General features: G+C 37.8%; 20 protein-coding genes, 1 pseudogene and 2 riboswitches. Of the genes and pseudogenes, 13 read left to right on the forward strand and 8 right to left on the reverse strand.

The features are described from left to right. The first annotated feature begins 126 nt into the window (after window positions 1–126). Together CKK03_RS21385 and CKK03_RS21390 are read left to right on the forward strand one after the other, a co-directional pair. A complete protein-coding gene (locus CKK03_RS21385; RefSeq protein ID WP_099364530.1) occupies window positions 127–1,887 on the forward strand; it encodes a methyl-accepting chemotaxis protein in 1,761 nt (586 codons plus the stop codon). 112 nt (window positions 1,888–1,999) lie between these two features. Continuing rightward, window positions 2,000–2,488 (forward strand): methylated-DNA--[protein]-cysteine S-methyltransferase, encoded by a 489-nt coding sequence (locus CKK03_RS21390; protein WP_099364531.1) that lies wholly within the window; start codon window positions 2,000–2,002, stop codon window positions 2,486–2,488. 51 nt (window positions 2,489–2,539) lie between these two features. Here CKK03_RS21390 and mtnA read toward each other — a convergent pair whose 3' ends face one another. The 3 genes from mtnA to CKK03_RS21405 all read right to left on the reverse strand — a co-directional run bounded on the left by mtnA (window position 2,540) and on the right by CKK03_RS21405 (window position 5,920). Further along, on the reverse strand, window positions 2,540–3,589 hold the full coding sequence (gene mtnA / locus CKK03_RS21395) for an S-methyl-5-thioribose-1-phosphate isomerase (protein WP_099364532.1): 1,050 nt from the start codon (window positions 3,587–3,589) through the stop codon (window positions 2,540–2,542). Window positions 3,590–3,593: 4 nt separating this feature from the next. Next, window positions 3,594–4,784 (reverse strand): S-methyl-5-thioribose kinase, encoded by a 1,191-nt coding sequence (gene mtnK, locus CKK03_RS21400; protein ID WP_099364533.1) that lies wholly within the window; start codon window positions 4,782–4,784, stop codon window positions 3,594–3,596. 100 nt (window positions 4,785–4,884) lie between these two features. Beyond that, a riboswitch (SAM riboswitch) is annotated at window positions 4,885–5,044 on the reverse strand. A gap of 90 nt (window positions 5,045–5,134) precedes the next feature. Next, the gene (locus CKK03_RS21405; RefSeq protein ID WP_099364693.1) at window positions 5,135–5,920 is read right to left on the reverse strand and encodes a carbon-nitrogen family hydrolase; all 786 of its coding nucleotides are present in this window, start codon (window positions 5,918–5,920) and stop codon (window positions 5,135–5,137) included. A gap of 93 nt (window positions 5,921–6,013) precedes the next feature. Here CKK03_RS21405 and CKK03_RS21410 point away from each other — a divergent pair, with 93 nt between their 5' ends. From CKK03_RS21410 to CKK03_RS21440, 7 genes are all read left to right on the forward strand, one after another. Continuing rightward, window positions 6,014–7,189, forward strand: a complete 1,176-nt coding sequence (locus CKK03_RS21410) for a pyridoxal phosphate-dependent aminotransferase (protein WP_099364534.1) — start codon at window positions 6,014–6,016, stop codon at window positions 7,187–7,189. Window positions 7,190–7,329: 140 nt separating this feature from the next. Further along, a riboswitch (SAM riboswitch) is annotated at window positions 7,330–7,437 on the forward strand. A gap of 77 nt (window positions 7,438–7,514) precedes the next feature. Beyond that, the gene (mtnW, locus tag CKK03_RS21415; RefSeq protein WP_099364535.1) at window positions 7,515–8,759 is read left to right on the forward strand and encodes a 2,3-diketo-5-methylthiopentyl-1-phosphate enolase; all 1,245 of its coding nucleotides are present in this window, start codon (window positions 7,515–7,517) and stop codon (window positions 8,757–8,759) included. After that, window positions 8,756–9,424: a 2-hydroxy-3-keto-5-methylthiopentenyl-1-phosphate phosphatase gene (locus CKK03_RS21420; protein WP_099364536.1), complete on the forward strand. Its 669-nt coding sequence runs from the start codon at window positions 8,756–8,758 to the stop codon at window positions 9,422–9,424. The genes mtnW and CKK03_RS21420 overlap by 4 nt, the downstream gene beginning before the upstream one ends. Then, window positions 9,411–10,031 carry a methylthioribulose 1-phosphate dehydratase gene (locus tag CKK03_RS21425; protein WP_099364537.1) on the forward strand — a complete coding sequence of 207 codons (621 nt, stop codon included), beginning with the start codon at window positions 9,411–9,413 and terminating at the stop codon, window positions 10,029–10,031. Before CKK03_RS21420 ends, CKK03_RS21425 begins: the two co-directional genes overlap by 14 nt. 22 nt (window positions 10,032–10,053) lie before the next feature. Further along, window positions 10,054–10,599 (forward strand): acireductone dioxygenase, encoded by a 546-nt coding sequence (locus CKK03_RS21430; RefSeq protein WP_099364538.1) that lies wholly within the window; start codon window positions 10,054–10,056, stop codon window positions 10,597–10,599. A gap of 177 nt (window positions 10,600–10,776) precedes the next feature. Continuing rightward, a complete protein-coding gene (cbpA, locus tag CKK03_RS21435; protein WP_099364539.1) occupies window positions 10,777–11,406 on the forward strand; it encodes a cyclic di-AMP binding protein CbpA in 630 nt (209 codons plus the stop codon). Between the two features lie 303 nt (window positions 11,407–11,709). Further along, window positions 11,710–11,970: an aspartyl-phosphate phosphatase Spo0E family protein gene (locus CKK03_RS21440; RefSeq protein WP_142354049.1), complete on the forward strand. Its 261-nt coding sequence runs from the start codon at window positions 11,710–11,712 to the stop codon at window positions 11,968–11,970. 1,156 nt (window positions 11,971–13,126) lie between these two features. Here CKK03_RS21440 and CKK03_RS21445 read toward each other — a convergent pair. Then, complete coding sequence (locus CKK03_RS21445; protein WP_099364540.1) at window positions 13,127–14,362, reverse strand: MFS transporter; 1,236 nt, start codon at window positions 14,360–14,362, stop codon at window positions 13,127–13,129. Between the two features lie 229 nt (window positions 14,363–14,591). Between CKK03_RS21445 and CKK03_RS21450 the strand changes: the two genes are divergently transcribed. Continuing rightward, entirely contained in the window at window positions 14,592–15,539 is a 948-nt protein-coding gene (locus tag CKK03_RS21450) for an aldo/keto reductase family protein (RefSeq protein ID WP_099364541.1), read from the forward strand. 47 nt (window positions 15,540–15,586) lie between these two features. Here the strand turns inward: CKK03_RS21450 and kinD are convergent, their stop codons facing one another. Continuing rightward, entirely contained in the window at window positions 15,587–17,092 is a 1,506-nt protein-coding gene (gene kinD / locus CKK03_RS21455) for a sporulation kinase KinD (RefSeq protein WP_180271353.1), read from the reverse strand. A 214-nt stretch (window positions 17,093–17,306) separates the two neighbouring features. On the opposite strand from kinD, the gene CKK03_RS21460 reads away from it, so the two are divergent. Next, complete coding sequence (locus tag CKK03_RS21460) at window positions 17,307–18,872, forward strand: bifunctional metallophosphatase/5'-nucleotidase (protein WP_099364543.1); 1,566 nt, start codon at window positions 17,307–17,309, stop codon at window positions 18,870–18,872. A gap of 34 nt (window positions 18,873–18,906) precedes the next feature. Here the strand turns inward: CKK03_RS21460 and motB are convergent, their stop codons facing one another. After that, window positions 18,907–19,620: a flagellar motor protein MotB gene (motB, locus tag CKK03_RS21465; protein ID WP_373604855.1), complete on the reverse strand. Its 714-nt coding sequence runs from the start codon at window positions 19,618–19,620 to the stop codon at window positions 18,907–18,909. Then, window positions 19,581–20,443: pseudogene (gene motA, locus CKK03_RS21470) on the reverse strand (flagellar motor stator protein MotA). The gene motB and the pseudogene motA overlap by 40 nt, the downstream one beginning before the upstream one ends. 212 nt (window positions 20,444–20,655) lie before the next feature. Here motA and CKK03_RS21475 point away from each other — a divergent pair. Beyond that, window positions 20,656–22,350: a M3 family oligoendopeptidase gene (locus CKK03_RS21475; RefSeq protein ID WP_099364545.1), complete on the forward strand. Its 1,695-nt coding sequence runs from the start codon at window positions 20,656–20,658 to the stop codon at window positions 22,348–22,350. Between the two features lie 138 nt (window positions 22,351–22,488). Next, window positions 22,489–23,244 (forward strand): type I methionyl aminopeptidase, encoded by a 756-nt coding sequence (gene map / locus CKK03_RS21480; protein ID WP_099364546.1) that lies wholly within the window; start codon window positions 22,489–22,491, stop codon window positions 23,242–23,244. Window positions 23,245–23,904: 660 nt separating this feature from the next. Here the strand turns inward: map and CKK03_RS21490 are convergent. Then, window positions 23,905–24,204: a hypothetical protein gene (locus CKK03_RS21490; protein WP_099364548.1), complete on the reverse strand. Its 300-nt coding sequence runs from the start codon at window positions 24,202–24,204 to the stop codon at window positions 23,905–23,907. Between the last annotated feature and the right edge of the window lie 10 nt (window positions 24,205–24,214).

Here is a 24,214-nt window from a genome sequence, read left to right on the forward strand (position 1 = left end):
TTCCTTTGTTTAATTCTCAGAATTCATTCCAAAGTCCGACAATTTCTACTATAATAAAGAATAGTGAAACAGGGATTTTGTCGAAATATCTAAAATAGAGAAACGCAGTAAGCGGGGGGTAGGCAATTGAAGGGGTCAAAAAGAGAAAAACGGGAAAAAAACGTACATAAAAAGTCACCAACAAAACTAGCCGCATGGTGGCATAATTTGAAGATTGGCTATAAATATGGAGTGGCATTTACAATTACCATTCTTTTATTTTGTTTATCGGCCATGATCATTTTTGGACAGCTGTATCATGTAAATAATGAAATGAAAGAAGTGAAAAAAAGCGGCGAGCAATCCATAATGATTACCGAAATTGCTAGCGTTTTCAACCAGCTAGGCAGCGAGATTAGTATTTACATACAAGATAGTAATGGAAAACATGTAACAGCATTCCAAGACTTAAGTAAACGATATGACGAATTATCTGATGAACTTGAACCTTCCCTAACACCAATAGAGCTTCAGCACTATAACAAGGTTGGAGAAAATAAACATAAGCTCACCACTTTATTTGATGAGAAAGTTTTTCCAGCGGTTGTTTCGGCAAACAAGCTAAGTTCAATAGAAGCGAGCAGGGAAGCTGAACAAATAATTAAGGATACTGTCAGACAATTGGACCAGTTGCGAGCTAACATGAAAGTCAAAAGTGAACGTGCGATTACAGTAGCAAATTCAAATGTAACTGGAACAGCTATTGTTTTACTCGTTTCAATTGTCATATCGACGATAATTGCTATTTTAAGCCTTGTGATTATCGGTCGAAATATCGGAAAGCAGCTTAAAAAATTGGTAGGAATTTCGAATCAAATTGCGGAGGGTAACCTAAATGTCGATGTCATTCAAGTGAAAGGACATGATGAAATAGGGTTGCTCAGCAAGTCATTAAATGTAATGAATGAAAGCCTTCGGTCAATGATTCGTGAAATTACAACGGTTTCCGAACAAGTAACGACAAAGAGTTCCGAATTAATGATCTCATCAAGTGAAGTGAAAGCAGCGAGTCAGCAAATTGCGTCTACCGTTCAAGAGTTGTCGACAGGAGCTGAAGAGCAAGCAAATTCTTCTACGCAATTAGCAAAAATGATGGATGATTATGCTGAGAAAATTCAAACAGCAAATCAAAGTGGAATCCAAATTAATGAATCGTCTCAAAACGTCTTGGAAATGACGAAAAAGGGCCATGAATATATGAGTGCCTCAACCGAGCAAATGAATAAAATAAACAGCATCATGCAGTTTTCTGTTGAAAAGGTAAAAGGGCTCGACGAACAAACGAAGCAAATTTCAACCCTTGTGAAGGTCATCCGAGATATCGCAGATCAAACGAATCTGTTAGCACTTAATGCAGCAATAGAAGCAGCACGTGCAGGAGAACATGGAAGGGGATTTGCAGTTGTTGCAGATGAGGTTCGGAAATTAGCTGAACAAGTATCTCATTCAGTCAAAGACATAACTGAAATTGTAAATAGTATTCAAACGGAATCAAACTCAGTTGCTCAGGGGTTATTAAATGGGTACAGCCAGGTAGATGAAGGGTCCAAGCAAATTCAAATAACGGGTCAAACATTCAAGGATATTTATGACGCGGTTACGGACATGGTAGAAAGGATCCAAACGATTTCTGAAAATCTTGATACAATTGCAAGCAATACGGTGGAAATGAATGTATCAATTGATAATATCGCTGCCGTTTCCGAGCAGTCAGCAGCAGGTGTTGAGCAAACCTCTGCCTCTGTTCAACAGACAACGAGTACGATGGAAACAATTTCTGACCATTCAGAGCTATTATCACAATTAGCAAATAGACTTAACACGATGATTACTAGATTCAAACTATAAGCAGGAAAGTCAGTGCTTTGATTGGTGCACTGGCTTTCTATTTTGTAAATATAGGATTTCCAAAATGTTTCAGGGTTTTGTAAAATAAAAGTAGAGAAGGGAGTACTGCGCGATGTATAAATATAGTGAAATGATAACCGATATATTTGGAACCATTTATATCCTTGCCCATGAAATGGAATTAGTTGACATCTCACTTTCTGAAGAGGACTGGGAGGTGGCTAATAAAAAGTACGATGCTTCCTATGCTCCGGATGATGCTACTCTTGTTGAAATTAAAAATCAGCTAGAGGAATATTTTAGAGGGGAACGGAAGACATTCAGCTTCCCAATAAAATTTCGTGGTACAGTGTTTCAAGAACAGGTGTGGAATGAACTTTTGAAAATTCCTTACGGTGAAACTCGCTGTTATGCGGATATTGCGAATGCCATTGATAATCCAAAAGCTGTTCGTGCGGTTGGACAAGCCAATAGGAAAAATCCAATTCCGATTGTTGTTCCATGCCACCGTGTTATTGGAAAAGACAGGTCATTAACGGGATACTCAGGTACACGAACAGATTTAAAAGAAAAACTGTTGGTATTGGAAGGTGTGTTTTAAAGACCTCTCAAATCACAAAAAATCCAGTGTGCCTCCACACTGGATTTTCTTTTATTTTTCAAACACTTTATGGATTTCCGCTCTGAGATCGCCTTGTAAAATCCCTTTTTCCGTAATAATGGCTGTAATAAGTTCATTTGGTGTAACATCAAACGCTGGATTGTACACTTTTACGCCTTCTGGAGCGACGCGAACACCACCCAAATGAGTCACTTCTTCTGGGTTTCGCTCCTCAATCGGAATTTCTTTTCCACTTTCTAATGTCACATCAAAAGTAGAAAGAGGTGCTGCGACATAAAAAGGAATACCGAATGTTTTTGCTAATACCGCCAAATTGAAGGTTCCTATTTTATTGGCAGTATCTCCATTTGCAGTAATTCGATCAGCACCTACGATGATGGCATCAATGCCTTTTTCCAAAATCGTATGGGCGGCCATATTGTCCGTAATGAGTGTCACATCCACACCTGACTGTAGGAGTTCCCAAGTTGTTAACCGAGCTCCTTGTAATACTGGCCTTGTTTCAGATGCATAGACTGATAGATTAATTCCTTGTTGAGCTGCAAGATGGAATGGTGCTAGTGCTGTTCCATAGCGAGCTGTTGCGATTGAACCAGCATTACATATTGTTAACACCTTAAATCCATTTTTGAATAGAGTAAGCGCATTTTCACCAATTTGGCGACAGACCCCTTCATCTTCTGCTTGAATGCGAATCGCCTCATGGACAATTGTTGTTTTTGCTTCATTCACAGACTTTGAAGCTTCAATACTTGCAACTAATCGGTTCAATGCCCAAATTAGATTTACAGCAGTAGGGCGTGAGCTTGCTAAGTATTCTTTATCTTTTAGGAGTCTTTCCTTGAACTCATCTAAGGATGTTACCTCATAGCCTTGAGCAGACAGAGCTAATCCAAACGCAGCTGTAATTCCTATCGCTGGAGCCCCACGGACTTTTAAAGTGGTAATGCTATCCCAAACATCCTCAATTGAAAACAGGTCGATAAACACAGTCTCCAACGGAAGCTTTGTTTGATCTAATAGTTTGATATGTGTTTCATTCCACTGAACGGATTGGGGAACTGTTTTTGTGTAGGTCATGTTGTCACTCCTTAGCTGTTTTTTCTACATAGTTTCGTAGAGTTCCAAGATCCTTAATTGACTTGCGCTCTTGTATTAATTCTTTTCCTAAATGAAGTGCATGTTGTTTAGTTGCAATTCTTTGTTCATAGCTTTCAATGCCATCTAAGTCGGCAACATGTGCAAGGCCGATTGTTCGTCGTATCACTTCACAGCCTGCAAAACCAATTGCATCTTCAAAAGTTTGCTCAAGAACATATTCTAAATAGCCCTCCGTATCACGATAAAGTTCAACCGCTTCATTTTTCCAAAGGTCTGAGAATGTTGAAGAAAATACATCCCATGTTCTTTCGATATGTTCGTATAATGGTTCACGGTACTCAGGATCTCTTGAAATCGCATTTAATAATAGATTGGCAATAAATTGACCGATATCAAAACCGAGTGGGCCGAAATAGGCAAATTCAGGATCAATAACTTTCGTCTCTGTTTCACTAGCGAAAATACTTCCTGTATGTAAATCGCCATGTAATAGAGCATCTGCTTGCGTTAAGAACTTCTGCTTTAATTTTGCAACTTCAAGCTTTAGCGGTTGATCAGCCCAGATTTGTTCAACATCATTCTGTAATTCCTCTTCGAAACTATTTGTATCGATATCGAAAAATGGATCTGTAAAAACAAGATCCTCCGTAATTTTACAAAGATCAGGATTAATAAATTTTTGTACCAATATTTTTTTCTTTGATGGCTCTAGTCCAAAGTCTGAAGTGAAAAATAATGTTTTAGCTAAAAATGTTCCGATGTGCTCAGATAATAGCGGGAAGTTTTTACCTTCAATAAGACCTGCTCTTGAGATCTGCAAGTGGGAAAGGTCTTCCATCACAGTAATAGCTAGAATCTCATCAGAATAATAAACCTTTGGTACAAGAGTTGGTACATAATCAGCAGCTGCTAATAATGCATTTGCTTCGATTGTTGCACGCTTTAGAGATAATGGCCAGCTTTCACCAACTACCTTTGCATACGGTAAAGCCTGCTTTATGATGACGCCATTTCCTTCTTCTTCGGTGATATGGAAAACTAGATTTAAATTTCCATCCCCAATTTCTCTGCATTTTAAAAATGTTCCTTCTTCAAACAAACCTAAACGAATGGCCAATGCCACCGCCGCGCTTTCTGTTAATGGTTCGTAAATCGATTGATATGATACTGCCATTTTATATTCCTCCAGAAGTATTAATTTAGTAGTTTGGAGGCTTCTCTAAAAACAGAAAAGCCTCTTTCAAAGAAAGAGGCTTGAAGACACGGCTTCGCACCTCTTATCTGCCAAGAAGTTCTACACTTCCTGCTGGAATTAGCACCGTGCCTTGTGGGTTTCCCCAGCGCTAGAAAAAATAGCGCCCCACCTTACGATGGTTTTACGGTCGGTTGCTGGGCTTCATCGGGCCAAGTCCCTCTGCCTGCTCTTGATAAGAGATAAAACAACGATATTTAAATTTTTATAATACTGTTAAAAATCATAACAATGAATATACATAATTGTCAATATACATTTTATTTGAACGATTAATAAAAAGTAGGGCGACGGTCTTGGAAAATGGGGATTTGTTTTCTCACTTCTTGAACCTTGTTTAGGTCGATTTCCCCAACTAATGTTGTACTTTGGGTACCGGCTTCAGCAACAATGGTTCCCCATGGATCGATAATCATTGAATGTCCCCCAAATACGTTATCAGGATTACTTCCAACACTGTTACATGCAACAACATAGCATTGATTTTCAATGGCGCGGCTAAGAAGCAATGTCCGCCAATGTTCAAGGCGAGGGAGTGGCCATTCCGCTACCACGAATAAAATTTCAGCACCGCTAGCTGTATGTGCACGAATCCATTCTGGGAAGCGAATATCATAACAAATGACACCAGCAGCTGGCACATTTTCAATGGTAAAATCACCTTTTGCTTCGCCTGCCTGTAAATACAAATGCTCATCCATGAGCTTGAATAAATGTAGTTTGCTGTATTCACTTAGCAATTCTCCGTCTCGATTAAAGACAAACATTGTGTTTGTCACACCTTGCCCCGTCTTTTTAGCTACAGAGCCTGCGACAATATTTACAGAGTATTGTTTTGCTAATGTTTTGATAAACGTTTTTGTTACATCGCCATTTTCGTCAGCAATCTCATCTAATCTTGTTAAATCGTATCCAGTTGTCCAAAGCTCTGGAAGGATAATAATATCGGGTTTGTCTTGATTCATCGTATTTTCTATTTCTTTTGAAATCCGGTCAAAATTTTCTTGCGGTTTTCCGAATTGGATATCATACTGAATACATGCAATTTTTAGATTCATTTGGTTGCCTCCATAAAAATGATACTTTACAGTTAACTCTAACAATATATGATTTTCAACTAATATTTCAAGTATTTTAAAGAAGGTGTAGATATGAAAAATTTCCAACAATCTGAAATCCTACAAAAATTACCGAAACAGTTTTTTGCTTCACTAGTTGCTAAAGTGAACAATGTAGTTGCCGAGGGGCATGATGTTATAAATTTAGGACAAGGGAATCCAGACCAACCAACACCTCAACATATTGTTGAAGCTCTTAAAAATGCTGCCGATCAGCCTAAATTTCACAAGTACTCTCCGTTTCGTGGCCATGCGTTTTTAAAGAAAGCAGCAGCTGAATTTTACCAACGCGAATATGGTGTTGAACTTGATCGTGAAACGGAAGTAGCCGTTTTATTTGGTGGAAAGGCGGGATTGGTAGAGATTCCACAATGCCTTTTAAATCCAGGTGATATTGCACTAGTTCCAGACCCTGGATATCCAGACTATTGGTCAGGTGTTGAACTTGCACGGGCTGAAATGTCATATATGCCTCTGAAGGAGGAAAATGACTTTTTACCAGATTACACAGAAATTGATTCGGAGAAGCTCGAAAAAGCAAAGGTGATGTTTTTAAATTATCCTAATAACCCTACAGGGGCTGTAGCAACTAAGGAATTTTTTGAAGATACGGTTTCTTTTGCAAAAGAACATGATATTTGTGTGGTACATGATTTTGCATATGGAGCAATCGGTTTTGAGGGGAAAAAGCCGATTAGTTTTCTAGAAGTTGAAGGTGCCAAAGATATTGGTATTGAAATTTACACACTTTCAAAGACCTATAATATGGCAGGCTGGAGAGTGGGGTTTGCGGTTGGAAACCCAAGTGTAATCGAAGCTATCAATCTAATTCAAGACCATATGTACGTGAGCTTGTTTAGCCCTGTTCAAGCAGCAGCTGCAGCCGCATTGACTGAGTCGCAAGATTGTGTAAAAGAATTAGTAGATAAGTATGAATCAAGACGGAATGCATTTATTGGTGCTTTACAGTCAATAGGGTGGGATGTAAAAGCACCTGAAGGCTCATTTTTCGCATGGTTACCAGTGCCGGCAGGATACACATCGGTAAGCTTTGCCGATCTGTTACTAGAAAAAGCTCATGTTGCGGTTGCACCAGGGATTGGCTTTGGCGAATTTGGAGACCGTTATGTGCGCGTCGGACTATTAACTGACGAAGAGCGGCTCGTTGAAGCTGCAAACCGCATCAACAAATTAAATCTATTTAAATAACCGTGTTGATCAATTAAGAAAAAAAGGTTTGACATGAAAAATAATTCCTGTCATAATCCTAATTGAATTACTTTTTGGAAAAATTAAATAAAGGTTGAGCCTCCTAGTAAGAAGGTTCAACATGTTATATAGAATCTATTTTCTTATTAAGAGCAGGCGGAGGGACTAGCCCAGTGAAGCCCGGCAACCGACTTACAAAATCGTAAGCACGGTGCTAATTCTTGCAGCGTTAAGCTGAGAGATAAGAAGATGTTAGTTTGCTAACCTCTTCTTATGAAGAGGTTTTTTGCGTTGTTTGTAACAAATTTCGAAATGAGGGTTAGACATGAGTGAAGTGATTGCTACATATTTGGTGCATGACTCGAGTGACAACTTAGAGAAAAAAGCTGAAGGTATTGCACTCGGATTAACGGTAGGTTCTTGGACCAATTTGCCGAAACTCGAGCAAGACCAGCTTAAAAAGCATAAAGGAAGAGTAATTAGTGTTAAACAATATGAAGTGGATCCACGAGCAAGTGACTATTTTGGGAAACAAGTTAAAAAGGGAATTATAAAAATTGGATACCCAAGTGCTAATTTTAGTGCGGATTTACCAGCTATCTTAACAACTACGTTTGGTAAGCTTTCCTTGGATGGCGAAGTTAAGCTACTAGACTTGGAGTTTTCTAGTGAATTGAAGTCAACATTCCCTGGTCCGAAATTTGGAATCGAAGGCATCCGTGAAAAACTGGGAGTATATAATAGACCGCTCGTAATGAGCATTTTTAAAGGGGTTATTGGAAGAGATATAGAGTACCTCAAGGATCAGCTTCGTGAGCAGGCACTTGGTGGTGTGAATATCATCAAGGATGATGAAATCCTCTTTGAGAACACGTTAACACCTTTTGAAACGAGAATCATTGAAGGGAAAAAAGTACTTGAAGGTGTTTACAAAGAAACCGGACATCGAGCACTTTACGCTGTTAACTTAAGCGGAAGAACTTTCGAACTGAAGGAAAAGGCAAGGAAAGCAGTAGAGCTTGGTGCTGACCTGTTATTGTTTAATGTTTTTGCATATGGAATCGATGTACTCCAAAGTTTAGCGGAGGACCCGCAAATTTCCATACCGATTATGGCTCATCCAGCTGTAAGTGGAACACTCACACCATCTGAATTTTACGGGTTTTCAAATCAACTATTACTTGGCAAGTTGCTTAGATATGCTGGGGCGGACCTTGTCTTGTTCCCTTCACCATATGGAAGTGTTGCACTTGAAAGAGATCAAACACTGGCGATTGCTGATGAATTAATAAAAAATGATGAGTCATTAAAACCATCATTTCCTGTTCCTTCTGCAGGAATCCATCCTGGCTTAGTGCCGCTCCTTATCAATGATTTCGGGAAAGACAGTGTCATAAATGCCGGTGGCGGTGTTCACGGACATCCAGAAGGAGCAATTGGTGGCGGGAAAGCTTTTCAAGCAGCAGTTGATGCAGTGCTCTCTGGAAAGACGCTTGTAGAATATGCAAAAAATAGCCCAGAGCTAAAAAAAGCAATCGAATTATGGGGATATAAAGAGGTACAACGATGAAGAAACCAATTATCTTCTGTGATTTTGATGGCACAATCACGAATACAGATAATATTATTGCCATCATGAAAAGATTTGCTCCTCCTGAATGGGAGGAAATCAAGGATCAAGTTCTCTCACAAACAATCCCGATTCAGGAGGGAGTAAGTAGAATGTTTTCCCTTTTGCCATCAGCATCGCGTGAGGAAATTACCGATTATATACTGAACCATGCTGAAATACGGGAAGGTTTTAAGGAGTTTGTTGCGTTTACAAAAGAAGAGGGAATTCCATTATACATTGTTAGCGGTGGGATTGATTTTTTTGTAGAGCCATTGCTCGATGGATTCGTTCCAAAGGGGCAAATTTACTGTAACAAATCTGATTTTACCAATGAAAAAATAAAGATTGTATGGCCATACACTTGTGACGATGAGTGCACAAACAAGTGTGGCTGTTGTAAGCCAACATTGATTCGTAAGTTTGCAAATCAGGACGATTTTAAAATCGTCATTGGTGATTCCATTACTGATCTTCAAGCAGCTAAACTTGGTGACAAGGTCATTGCTAGAGATTTTCTTGTACAAAAATGTGAAGAACTCGGAATCGAACATTCTTCATTCCATTCCTTTTTTGATGTAATTGAGATTCTAAAAAAGGAGGTTCTAACAAATGCTTCGAATTAAGCAATGGACAGAGCTTGCAGATATAAAAGATGAATTTGCAGCGCGTGATTGGTTTATGGGTACAAGTGGAAATCTTGCCATAAAAGTATCTGACAACCCTATTACCTTTCTAGTTACAGCAAGTGGTAAGGATAAAAAGAAAAGAACAGATGAGGACTTTTTATTAGTGGATGGGGCAGGTTATCCGGTTACTCCGACTCATTTGAAGCCCTCAGCAGAAACACTTCTGCATGTTGAAATCTATAACAAAACAAATGCAGGTTGTAGCCTTCATGTCCATACAGTTGATAACAATGTCATTTCTGAGCTATATGCTGACAAAGGTGAGGTTGTCTTCAAGGGGCAGGAGATCATTAAAGCGCTTGGTTTATGGGATGAGGATGCAGAAATCAGAATACCAATAATCAAAAATGATGCTAATATCCCGACACTTGCAAGAAATTTTGGCCAGTATGTTACTGGGGACTTTGGCGCTGTTCTGATCCGAAACCATGGAATCACTGTCTGGGCCAAGAATGCATTTGATGCAAAAAAACATTTAGAAGCATATGAGTTTCTTTTTAGCTATCATTTAAAACTATTAGCATTAGCCCCTTTAAGGGTATAAAAATTTTACGAGGTGAAGAAAAATGGCAAATATTAAATTACGTAATACAGGTGAAAGACTAGAGGGACAAGAAAAGGTAGCAGCATTTTTAGAAGAACAAGGTGTCCTTTATGAGCACTGGGACACTAGCAAACTATCAGAGGAATTAAGAGGGAATTGCAGAATTAATGATGAGCAAAAAGAGCAAATCCTATCGATTTACGAAGAAGAAATCAAATCACTTGGTGAGCGTAACGGATATCAAAAATGGGATGTCATCGCATTGTCTGATGCAACTCCAAACCTTGATGAGCTTCTAAAGAAATTTGAACAAGTACATGTTCATACAGAAGATGAAGTACGTGCAATCGTAGCAGGACATGGAATTTTCATTATTAAAGGAAGTGGCGATACTGGCTACTTTGATGTTGAACTAGAGGCAGGGGATGTTATTTCTGTACCTGTTGACACACCACATTTTTTCACCCTAATGGATGATCGTGAAGTCGTTGCAGTACGATTATTTATTGATCCAGATGGTTGGGTTGCTCACCCATTCCAAGACCCAGAATTTGCTGGTACAAAATAGGAATAGAAAGGGTTTTATGGTATTTTCCATAAAGCTCTTTTTTATATCTAAATGTTTAGAATATTCTTTACATATGAATATAAATATGTTACATTTTTGTTCATTGGAAAAGAAATATTTTGTTGCATATACTATAGGTAGTTGGGAATTCTTTCTACTGTATGAGGAGTGGAGATTATGAAGATTCGCTATAATTTTGTCCAGAAATCAGATGTGAAATATTGTCATGACAATTTTAACGTTCAACATGCCCTTCAATTTTTAAATGAAACAGGCTATCGGTCAGTCCCGGTATTATCAAAAAATGGAACAACATTTGAAGGTTTAATTTATAAAGTCGACATTTTAGAGTACCTTTATGAAAAAAATGGAGATGCAAATGCAAGTATTCTTACCCTCGTCGAGAGCAAAGATGCTTTTGTTTACGATGAGGATTCCTTCTTTAAGACATTTTTAACGATTCGACGTTTGCCATTTATTGCGGTGCTTAACTCCGAGAATGAATTTCTAGGAATCATGACACATTCGAATGTAATGGATGTCCTTGAGGATTCGTTTGGAATGAGGACAGGGGGATATACACTAACGATCGCTACGATTGAACATAAAGGTGCGATAAAAGATCTTGTGTCTCTAATTCGTGACATTAACATTGAGGGCATGTTAACCCTTGACAATGGTGAAAAATACCTCCGCCGCATCATCTTAAATCTACCAGGATTACTTGAAGAGGATGAGATTCAAGCTATCAAAAGGAAACTCGAAGCGAAAGAATTCCGTGTTACACATATTGATCGAATTAAATAAGAGAATGTTTAGACCTATGGGTGTATACCTGTAGGTTTTTTTATTGAAAATTATGTCGTTACTTGTATTATTTCGGTTGTCGAAAAAGGTTGAAAGACGGCTTGGAAGCGATTTCGTACACAAATTTGTAAATTTTTTTAAGAAAAAAATGTCTATTTTTGCGAATCTATTTACATAAATAGTAGATTTTGTAATAATTCATAGAGTAGCAACTCAGCATGCACCAAAGGTAGTATTGGTTGGCATACGATAGTTGTATGCGGCGTTAGGATTTTCTAACGTGTGAATAAAGGAGTGGAAGTTTTGGAAACCAGACGTGTAGATTACAAACAGATACTATTAGAGGAAATTAATAGAAAAAGAGAAGAAATGATCACTATCGCTAATAGTACGGGGTTTACAAGTAATGAAACAATTGAATGTAGTCAAGAACTTGATGATCTTATAAATATCTATCAACGAGCAGAATCAGCAGAACGAAACCATTCACTTTTTCGTCAGTTTTTAAAGAGAGTCATGTTATTTTTCGCACTTCAAAAAGTCAGCTATAAATCACAATCATAATATATTTTACTTAACAATTCATGAAGATGGATTGTTTATTTTTTTGCAAGGAAAGTGTGTGTTGAATAGGTGGGGGATGGAGGAGAAAAAACGTAAGCGGGGGAATCAGTATATTGAAGAGCCGCGAAACAATAAATGATATACCGCAAATGGGGTATAGGTATATCATCAAGCCGTAAAACGATAAATGGTATACCGCAAATGAGGTAATCGGTATATCATCAAGCTGCAAAACGATAAATGGTATACCGCAAACGAGATAATCGGTATAGCATCATGTCGTAAAACGATAAATGGTATACCGCAAATGGGGTATCGGTATATCACCAAGTCGTAGAACGATAAATGGTATACCGCAAATGAGGTAATCGATAAATCATCAAGTCGAAAAACGATAAATGGTATACCGCAAATGAGGTAATCGGTATATCATCAAGCTGTAAAACGATAAATGGTATACCGCAAACGAGCTAATCGGTATAGCATCATGTCGCAAAACGATAAATGGTATACCGCAAACGAGCCAATCGGTATATCACCAAGCCGTAAAACGATAAATGGTATACCGCAAATGAGCTATTCGGTATAGTATCAAGCCGTAAAACGATAAATGTTATACCGCAAACGAGCTAATCGGTATAGCATCATGTCGTAAAACGATAAATGGTATACCGCAAACGTGCTAATCGGTATAGCATCAAGCCGTAAAACGATAAATGGTATACCGCAAATGAGGTAATCGGTATAGAATCATGTCGCAAAACGATAAATGATATACCGCAAACGAGCCAATCGGTATATCACCAAGCCGTAAAACGATAAAAGGTATACCGCAAATGAGCTAATCGGTATAGCATCAAGCCGTAAAACGATAAAAGGTATACCGCAAATGAGCTAATCGGTATAGCATCAAGTCGTAAAACGATAAATGCTATACCGCAAACGAGCTAATCGGTATAGCATCATGTCGCAAAACGATAAATGCTATACCGCAAACGAGCTAATCGGTATAGCATCAAGCCGTAAAACGATAAATGCTATACCGCAAACGAGCTAATCGGTATAGCATCATGTCGCAAAACGATAAATGGTATACCGCATGTCCCAAAAGCCCCAAGCAACAAAAAAGGACGCCAGTAGCGTCCCTAAAAATGTGTTATCCTGCATGATTCCATTCATTTAGCTTTTGATCAGTTGGTAATAAGAAGGCCAACAATCCCAACAATGGAAGGAAGCCCATTATGATGATGGTCGGCGTTAAACCGATTGTGTCGATGATTGCACCAATTCCAACACCACCGATAGCCCCCATACCGAAGGCGAGGCCAACAATTAACCCGGACATCATTCCGATTTTACCAGGCACCAATTCCTGCGCATATACAACAGTTACAGAGAAGCTGGATAAAAGCATAAACCCGATAACCGTTACGAGCACGATTGCCACATGTGGTCCAACAAAAGGAAGAATCAAAGCTAATGGTGCTGTACCTAAAAGGGAAACAATGATGACATTCCGTTTTCCGAATTTATCAGCCAATGGTCCTCCAAAGAATGTTCCTAATGCCCCTGTGGCTAGGAATAAGAAAATAAAAATTTGAGCCTGTGAAATGCTGTAACCATATTTTTCAATTACATAAAATGAGTAAAAGTTTGTGATGCTTGACATGTACCATGTGCGAGCAAATACAAACAGCACGAGAACAACTAATGCGAACTTGACAGCTTTCATGTTTCGCGGAGCAGTTGAAATGGCCTTTTTTACTTTCTTTTGAAGCTCAACTGTTTTTAGTGTTTTAGAATACCATTTTGCTATATAGATAAGTAGTCCGACTGCAAGTGCTGCAACTAACGAAAACCAAATGGCCCCAAATTGTCCTAATGGGACAAGGATTAAAGCGGTAATGACGGGTGCAAGGGCTTGCCCTGAATTCCCTCCAACTTGATAAATCGATTGTGCCAATCCGCGTCTGTTCCCAGCGCTCATGTAGGCTACACGTGACCCCTCAGGATGAAAAATAGCTGAGCCTATTCCAATAAACAATACAGAAAGAATAATTGTTAAAAAGTTTGGTGCAAATGCGAGGCCAATCACTCCAAAAAAAGTAGAGGTTAATCCAATTGGCAAAGCAAATGGCATTGGTTTTTTGTCTGTATACCAACCGACAACAGGTTGAGCAACTGAAGATACAATTTGTAACGCGAAGGATATTAGTCCGAGTTGCGTAAACGTTAATCCCATCGACCTTTCCAAAATTGGAAACATCGCTGGAATAATCGCTTGTATCGAGTCATTGAGCATGTGGACAAATCCAATGATAAATAAAATCCCATAAAGGGTTTTATTCGCGTCATTTTCAGTACTTGTAGCTTGTGTTTTTGCTGCGAGCATTTTATTTATTTCCCCTTTGTTACTTACCGATGAAGTAATTTTAATCATATTAATCCTTTACTCTATGAAAAACCTTTTTTTTAGTTTTGTAAAGTGAAAATTCAAAATAAATATAGGTAAATCAAGACAAAAGTCAACATTTTATTCAATGAACAATTACTTTACCTTGTTTGAAATTTCTGATAAATTTAATAGTAAGATAATATTCGCTTGAAGGAGGAGGCTTGACATGAAATACAGAAGATTAGGACGTTCTGGCCTTAAAGTTAGTGAAATTAGTTTGGGTAGTTGGCTAACTTTTGGGAAAACAGTAGATGTATCAATGGCAACGAAAACCGTTCATAAAGCATATGAACTTGGAATAAATTTTTTTGATTCGGCAAATGTGTATGAGCGAGGGGAAGCAGAACGAATCGTAGCAAGTGCATTAAAAGAATACCCGCGAGAGTCTTATGTTATCGCTACTAAGGCATATGGTCCGATGGGTGATGGTCCAAACGATAAGGGCTTATCACGGAAACACGTGATTGAACAGGTTAATGCGAGTTTAAAACGCATGGAACTAGATTATGTGGATGTGTTTTACTGTCACCGCTATGATGAAGATACTCCTCTGGATGAGACACTGCGAGCAATTGACGATTTAATTAGGCAAGGAAAAATTCTTTATGTGGGTGTAAGCGAATGGAGTGCAGCTCAAATCCAGGAAGCTGTAGCCATTGCAGATAAGTATTTATTAGATCGGATTATTGTGAATCAGCCTCAATACAATATGCTCCATCGTGACATTGAGGATGAGATTATACCAGTTTGTGAGAAAAATGGTATTTCCCAGGTTGTATATTCACCGCTTGCCCAAGGGGTATTAACAGGTAAGTATAGAGGAGGTTCGATTCCAACTGGTAGCAGGGGAGCAAACTCTCAGGTAAATACATGGGTGAAAAATATCATTAATGGAATTGTTTCAACTAAATTAGATCGACTTGAAGAATTTGCAACAGAATTAGGTGTGACCCTACCAGAATTAGCTCTGTCCTGGATTTTGAGACAGCACAATATTGCGAGTACACTTGTCGGGGCGACAAATCCCGAACAAATTGAAGCAAATGCCAAGGCTTCTGACCTTGTACTTGGATTTGAGGAGATTAAGAGAATCGAATCTATTTTGACTGTTTAGTCCCATAAGCATCAACAAACCCACTTTTCTAAAAAGTGGGTTTGTTTTTAATCTTCGTGCAGAGGTAAGTGTACTTGAACGGTTGTACCTTTACTTTCCACACTCTCAATGTTAATTGTTCCATTATACATACTGACAATTCTTTTACAAATCACGAGACCCAGCCCAGTTCCAGTATCCTTATTTGTAAAAAATGGAGTATACACCTTTGAAAGGATATGTTTTGGAATACCGACACCTGTATCGGTGATTGACAATAAACAAGACTGCCCCTCTTTTTGAATCGAAATTGACAATTTGCCACCATCTGCTTGCATCGATTCAATGGCATTTTTGGATAGATTTAAAACAACCTGTTTAATATTATCATTTGAGCACATGATGTACAGTGGCGTTTCAGAAAACTGTAAATCAAACTCCACATTATAAAGGTTTGTTTCAGATTGTATAATGGGTTGGACTTCTTTCACAATATCATTCATATCATAGCTTTTTCGTTTATCAGCAGTAGGTTTTCCAAGAATTAGGAACTCATTTACAATATCATTGATTCTTGTAATCTCTTGCTGAATCACCGAAAAATAAAATTGATCGTTCGGATCCTTATGTTTTTCACTTAATAATTGAATGAGTCCTTTTACCCCAGTTAAAGGGTTTTTAATTTCGTGGGCGCTACTAGCGGCTAATGTTCCGACTAATTCTAATTTCTGTAACTCATTTTCCTCTCGTTCACGAATGGTTTGGCGTCTGAGAAGAAGATATTTTCCAAGGAGAAATAGAATATGAGTAAGGATCAATAAAATACCACTAAAAATAACTGAGTTTAAAATAAATATTTTTTTATTCGTTAATGTTGTTCGTGGCCATGCTTCAACTGTCCAATTCACATTAGTAAGCTCTGTACGAATGATATCGCTATCAAGTGAATGTGATTCAAAATTAGTGGTAATTAATTCTTGGCCAGTAGGGTCTATGACTCTTAAAATTTCATCCGGTGCAAGAACCTTCAATACATTTTCTAAATAATCTAAGCGTAGGCTAAAGAGTACAACTCCTTTCACTTCATTCGATTTTAAAACGGGTGTGGCGATTGTAACAATAAATCTCCCTGTTACAATTCCTTTATGGCCTGATGAGATGACGGTCTGTTTTGTTTGAAGCGCCTGTTGGAAATACTCGCGATAGGAAATGTTCACTTTTTTATCTAAGTCAAGAGTAGACACAACTATATCACCGTTCGGGTTTGCCCAATAAAGTCCAGAAAAGCGATCATCCTTTTTATGAATTGAATGTAACATGTTCTTAATCTCTTCATTACTATTCTTGTTTTCAAAGACAATTCCAAGCGTTTCGGTGCTAGCGATTGTCTCTCCAATAAACCGATCAATATAGCTAGATTGAAAGTCTACCATCTCTTTTGTTTTGGCAGTTTGGTTAAGAATAGCCGTATTATAATGATGATTCGCAAATAAAATACTACCAACTGTGGTAGGTAAGATTACAATTATTAGATATACAAGAATATTTTTTAGAACATTCGATTTTATTCTCAAACACATTCTCCTTGCCATTTTCTTGTAAAAATATTATATCAAAATGGAAAAGAGAAACATATTAATTTCGACAAAAACAATCAATTTCTGTCTCTGGGTACATTATTTAGGAGTGAATGGAAAAACTCTAATGTTAAAAGATTATAATTCTTAACCCCGAAAATGGTAAAATTATGTATACTAAAATTGATCCTATACAAAAGAGGTAACAAAAATGAGATCGATATCAATTACAATTCTTGAAACGAGTGATGTACACGGCAATATTTTTCCAATTAACTATGGGAACAATAAGCCTGTTGGACTTGGACTTACAAAGATTGCGACTGTAATTAAAGAGGAGAGAAGTCGTAATAAGAATACGATCGTTATTGATAATGGAGATTTAATCCAAGGTACGCCATTAACCTATTATTATGTACAATCAAGTCGTCATAAACAAAATCCAATGATTAAAATATTGAATGATTTAAAATATGATGCAGCAGTAGTTGGAAATCATGAATTCAATTATGGAATCGATGTCGTACAGCAGGCGATAAAAGAATCTACTTTTCCATGGCTTTCTGCAAATATAGTAAATGATAAAGGCAATCCATTTATTGGAAAGCCATATATCATGGTTGAACTTGAGGAAGGAATAAAGGCTGCGATTCTTGGTGTCACCACTCACTACATCCCGAATTGGGAAAATCCGGAACATATTAAAGATTTAACATTTAATGATGCATTCGAAACAACGAAAAATTGGGTGAAGAAAATCCGCAATGATGAAAATCCAGATCTGATGATTGTTTCCTACCACGGTGGCTTTGAAGCAGATTTGGAAACCGGTGAACCCACCGAAAAGCTAACAGGAGAAAATCAGGGGTACCGAATGTGTAAAGAGATTGAGGGGATTGACGTTTTATTAACTGGTCATCAACATCGTTCCCTTGCCGGGAAGGTAAACGGCATACCGATTGTTCAGCCAAGCTTTAATGGCCAGGCAATTGGTAAAGTCACTCTAACACTTACAAAAAAAGAGGAAAAGTGGACCATTTCAGAATCTAAGCCTGAACTTATTTTAGTTGAAGATAAAAAAGCAGACGAAAGCTCAATTGAACTAGTAAACGAATATGAGGCTGCGACACAAGAATGGTTGGACAAACCAATTGGCAGGGTTATCGGAAATATGACAATTGATGATCCATTAAAAGCACGCTTAAATGATAATGCACTAGTTGACTTTATTAATAAGGTGCAAATGGATGTTGCCAAGGTATCAATTTCTAATACAGCTCTTTTTAATAATATAACGAAAGGTTTTCCTTCAAATATTACGATGAGAGATGTGGTCTCCAATTATATTTATCCGAACACATTAACGGTCATTCGGATAACAGGGGAGGACATAAAGGCGGCACTTGAAAGAAGTGCAAGTTATTTTATTCTTGAAAATGGTAAGGCAGCAGTCAATCCGTCCTTCGCAACACCAAAGCCACAGCATTACAATTATGATATGTGGGAGGGTATTGAATATATAATCGATATTTCAAAGCCGATTGGAGAGCGAGTCGTACAGTTAATCTTTAAGGGTGAACCCATACAGCCAGAAGGTGAGTATGATGTGGTCATGAACAACTACCGTGCAGGTGGTGGCGGAGAATATGTGATGTTTAAGGATAAGCCAGTTATTAAAGATATTCCGCTAGATATGTCCGAGTTGATTGCAAATTATATCCTTAAAAGAGGGACAATTGTGGCCACTGTTGATAAAAATTGGAAGGTAATATGGTAATAAAAATCCCACGGATGTGCTCCGCGGGATTTCTTTATTCTTGCTCTACACCATTTGGCAGGATTAGTATTTCTACTCGACGGTTTAGACTACGACCTTCTGGTGTGTCATTTGTCGCAACAGGTTCATATTCACCAAGGCCGCGAGCGCTGAAGCGGCTTGGATTCAATTTTTCATTCTCTAATAAAATACTCATAAAATTAACGGAACGCATGACACTTAAATGCCAGTTGCTTTTAAACTCATGATTATTAATAGGGACAGTATCTGTATGTCCACTTACAATGATATTGCGGGGGGAATCCATAACCAACAGCTCAGAAATTTCTCTTGCAATTTTAATATCCTCTGGACGAACCTTAGCACTTGCCGGATTAAAGAAGGCACCATCCTGAATGGTAACTAGCAAACCTTCTTCCGTTAAGCGCGTTTTAAGACTTAAATCTAAACCACTCTCGGCGATATAGCCATTAATCTTCTTTTGCAATTCCTTCAGTTCTTCTTGCTCTTGTTTTTCTCGTTCTTTTTCTTTGTCTTTATCATTTTGAATTGCAACTGTATCAATTTCAACTGGTGTCGGGCTCTCGTATTCTAAAACAGAGGTGCCACCTGTGAAAACATTATTAAAAGAGCTTCGGAGCGCATTAAATTTCTGAGCATCTACATTGCTAGCTGCAAATAGAACGATAAACAAGGCCAGTAATAATGTTAAAATATCCGCATAAGGCACGAGCCATGATTCATCCATGTGCTCATCGTGCTTTCGCTTTCGTCTTTTTCTAGCCATCTATCATTTCACCTTCAGTCATAACCTTTTCACGGTCTTTGTTTGATAGGTACATTGAAAGTTTTTGTTCGATTGCTCGAGGTGATTGACCTTCAAGGACGGACAAAACGCCTTCAATCATGACTTCTTTAATTTTTATTTCCTGCTTTGATTTCTGTTTTAATTTATTTGCAAAAGGATGCCACAGTACATAACCTGTGAATATCCCTAATAGTGTTGCAACGAACGCAGCTGCAATAGCTTCCCCAAGTGCATTTGTATCGTCCATATGGCCCAAGGCTGCAATTAGACCTACAACGGCCCCTAATACTCCAAGTGTTGGGGCATATGTTCCTGCTTGGGAGAAAATCGAAGCGCCAGATAAATGGCGGTCTTCCATTGCTTCTAATTCTTCTGTCATCACGTCGCGAATAAATTCCGCACTTTGTCCATCAACGGCCATGCTTAAACCATTTTTTAAGAATGGATCATCCACTTCAGCAACCTTGACTTCAAGTGCTAAAAGCCCTTCCTTACGAGCAATCGTTGCCCAGTTTGAGAACATAGGAATTAACTCTTCAACACCTAACAGCTTTTTTTCTTTAAAAAGGACCCCAAATAATTGTGGCACCCTTTTTAATTCACTGGTAGGAAAAGCAATCGTTACTGCTGCAATCGTTCCTAAAATAATAATTAAAAAGGCAGCGGGGTTTATCAAAGCAGTTACTGAAACCCCTTTTAAAATCATACCTATAAAGACGGCAATTAAACCAAGTATTACACCTATTAATGACGATTTATCCAATTAATATCACCTATACTTTCATATGTAACAACTAAAGTTGTTTATAATTGTGTATCTAACATTCTACTATTTTTATCGACATACTTACTAGATTATTTAGCGAAACTTATCATTTTATATCGAATATTTCGGAGTGGTAAATATATGTAGGAGTGGTTTACAATGTAAGAGTATACATATACGAATCTCTTAAGCGAAAAGGGGAACTTTCTATGAATTTTAATGATTTTAAGTATGTCCGCCCGAACATCGACGAAGTAGAGCAAACATTTAATGTAGCGCTTGAAAAATTTAAAAATGCGGCAAATCCAGCCCGACAAGATGATGCGATGAAAGAAATCATTGCCATTCAACGAACAGTTGATACAGCTTTTAACATTTGCTATATCAGGCATACGGTTGATACAAATGATGAATTTTACAAAAATGAGCAAGATTATCTTGATGAAATACAGCCATTAGTTCAAGGCTTAACAACGAAATACTATGAAGCTCTTGTTAATTCTAAATTCCGTACCGAATTAGAAAACAAATGGGGCAAACAGCTATTTGATTTTGCTGAAACACAAATCAAAACATTCTCTCCAGAAGTTGTGGAGGACCTCCAATTAGAAAACAAGCTTTCTTCTGAATATACAAAGCTTGTGGCTTCAGCAAAAATTATGTTTGAGGGAGAAGAGCGAACATTAGCGCAGTTAGAGCCATTTACTGAATCGAAAGACAGAGGGATGCGTAAAAAAGCGAATGAAGTGCGATTTGCATTTTACCAAGAGCACCAAGAGAAATTCGATGAAATCTATGATCAGCTTGTAAAGGTACGTACACGAATCGCACATAAGCTAGGATTTAAAAACTTCGTAGAGTTAGCTTATGTAAGATTAACTAGAACAGATTATAATGCGGAAATGGTCGCTAACTTTAGAAAACAAGTGAAGGAACATATCGTTCCACTAGCAGTAAAGCTTCGTGAGCGTCAAGCAGAGCGTATTGGAATTGATAGCCTAAAATATTATGATGAGTCATTCAGCTTTAAATCCGGTAATGCTGTACCAAAGGGTGATCCTGAGTGGATTATTGAAAATGGTAAGAAAATGTATGAGGAGCTTTCTGAGGAAACAAAAGAATTCTTCAATTATATGATTGAAACGAATTTAATGGACCTTGTTGCCAAGAAAGGGAAAGCTAGTGGCGGTTACTGTACGTACATTAGCGATTATCAAGCACCATATATTTTCTCAAACTTCAATGGAACTTCAGGAGATATTGATGTATTGACACATGAGGCTGGTCACGCATTCCAGGTCTACTCAAGTAGACATTACGAGGTTCCTGAATACAACTGGCCAACATATGAGGCTGCAGAGATCCATTCAATGAGCATGGAATTTTTCACATGGCCATGGATGGAGTTATTCTTCAAAGAAGATACGGATAAATACAAGTTTTCTCATTTAAGTGAGGCGTTATTATTCTTACCATATGGTGTTGCAGTAGATGAATTCCAACATTTTGTCTATGAAAATCCAGAAATAACACCAACTGAGCGCAATAAAGCTTGGAGAGATATTGAGAAAAAGTATATGCCATTACGCGATTATGATGGTAATGAATACCTAGAAAAAGGTGGCTTCTGGCAGCGTCAAAGCCATATTTACACAACTGCCTTTTATTATATTGACTATACATTAGCGCAAATCTGTGCATTCCAATTCTGGAAAAAATCAAGAGAAAACCATGAAGCAGCATGGGCAGATTATCTTCACCTATGTAAACAAGGTGGAAGCAAGCCGTTCACCCAATTAGTGGAGGTTGCAAACCTACTCTCTCCATTTGAAGAGGGAACTGTAGAATCTGTTGTTGGTGAAATCGAAGCATGGCTAAATAGCGTTGACGACAAAACATTATAAACGACAAGGAGACTGTGGAGAAATCCACGGTCTTTTCTGTGCTATTTTTTCAAATTTTCCAAATTAAGTTGTATGTTATGCAAAAGGTATTAATTAAGGATATAATAAAAACATCAAACTGAAATTGAGGGTGTTTTCATGATTCATTTAAAAACAAAAAGAGAAATTGAATTAATGCGTGAAGCGGGCCAAATTTTAGCTGCTTGTCATAAGGAAATTGCTAAAATGATTCAGCCTGGAATCACAAGTCTTGAGATCGACAGCTTTGCTGAGGATTTTATAAAGAAAAATGGTGCCACGCCTGAACAGAAAGGCTACAAGGGCTATAAATATGCAACATGTGCATCAATTAACGATGAAATTTGTCATGGGTTTCCTAGAAAGAAACCATTGATGAATGGTGATATTGTGACAATTGATATGGTCGTAAACCTTGGGGGCGCACTCGCAGATTCTGCATGGTCTTATGGGGTCGGTGAAATTTCACCAAAGGCAGCTAAGCTTCTCGATGTTACTAAGACGGCAATGTACAAGGGAATTGAACAAGCGGTAATCGGCAACCGACTTGGGGATATCGGTCACGCTATCCAGTCTTACACAGAAGGTGAAGGATTCTCAGTTGTTCGTGATTTTATCGGACATGGAATCGGACCAACGATGCATGAGGAGCCACAAGTGTTACACTATGGTCTTCCAAACAAAGGATTGCGCTTAAAAGAAGGTATGGTTTTCACAATTGAACCAATGGTCAACGTCGGAAAATATCAAACAACCATGGATAAAAATGGCTGGACTGCGCGCACAATCGATGGCAGCCTCTCCGCACAATATGAACATACACTTGCAATTACACAAGATGGTCCACTAATTCTAACTGACCAAGATGCATTATAACAAAAAAAGTGTCACATCCATAATTAGTGTTCAAATAACGTGGGAAAATCGTAAATCAAATAAAAAAGTGACATAAATTACAATGAAAGCTTGGGGAACTTCAACACCCAAGCTTTTTGATTTTAATATGGTGTGTTATTTCTAAAATATGCTTTATTATTTTCGAATTTTCCAGCTTGTATAAAGATTATGTGTGGTTTTAATAGAAAGGTAGTATAAAACCATATGAAAAATCAGAAAAAGGAAATGTGGTTTCGAAAGAGATGTAAAATGGAATTGTTATCCACTTGTGTATCATTTTTAAGTAAAAAAGCTAGAAAAGCATATGTAAAACAGGAATACGTATGCTTTTATATAGGTTGGTGGTATAAAACCATGTGTAAAATCCAGAAAAAGGTAAATGTTATGTGAAAAGAGATAAGAAATGTAAAAAATATCCATGTGTGTATCGTTTTTAAGTAAAAAAGAGAAAAATGCATACGTAAATCAGGAATACGTATGCTTTTATATAGATTGGCAGTATAAAACCATATGCAAAATCCAGAAAAAGGTAAAAGGGTTGTAACACCAGCTATAATCTTCGTTTTTTACTCTCGATCAAAGTGAGAATTGACTTGTAAATTAACAACTAGATTAGCATTCATTGTGGCACTTTTTTTGTTAAAGAAATGTATCGATCAATACCGGGAAGATGGAGTCCGCAACCCAGTGAAAATAGAGCGGGAAAACAGTAACAAGTAAGTTTCCATATAAACAATATCTACAATAAAACCTCTTTGTCGAACCAGGTTCATCAGCAATAGACGCAAAAACAGCCCCCACTAGACACGTAAAAATAAAAAAACCATACCCAAATAAAGAATTAAACCTCTCGGTAAACAAAATAAATCCTAATGCTGAACCATTTAAAAATAATAAGACAAAGGACATAATTAAGAATAGCTTTGGAATAATGGACATGTTTTCCACC

The organism is Fredinandcohnia onubensis, assembly GCF_002734215.1.
GTDB lineage: Bacteria > Bacillota > Bacilli > Bacillales > Bacillaceae_L > Ferdinandcohnia > Ferdinandcohnia onubensis.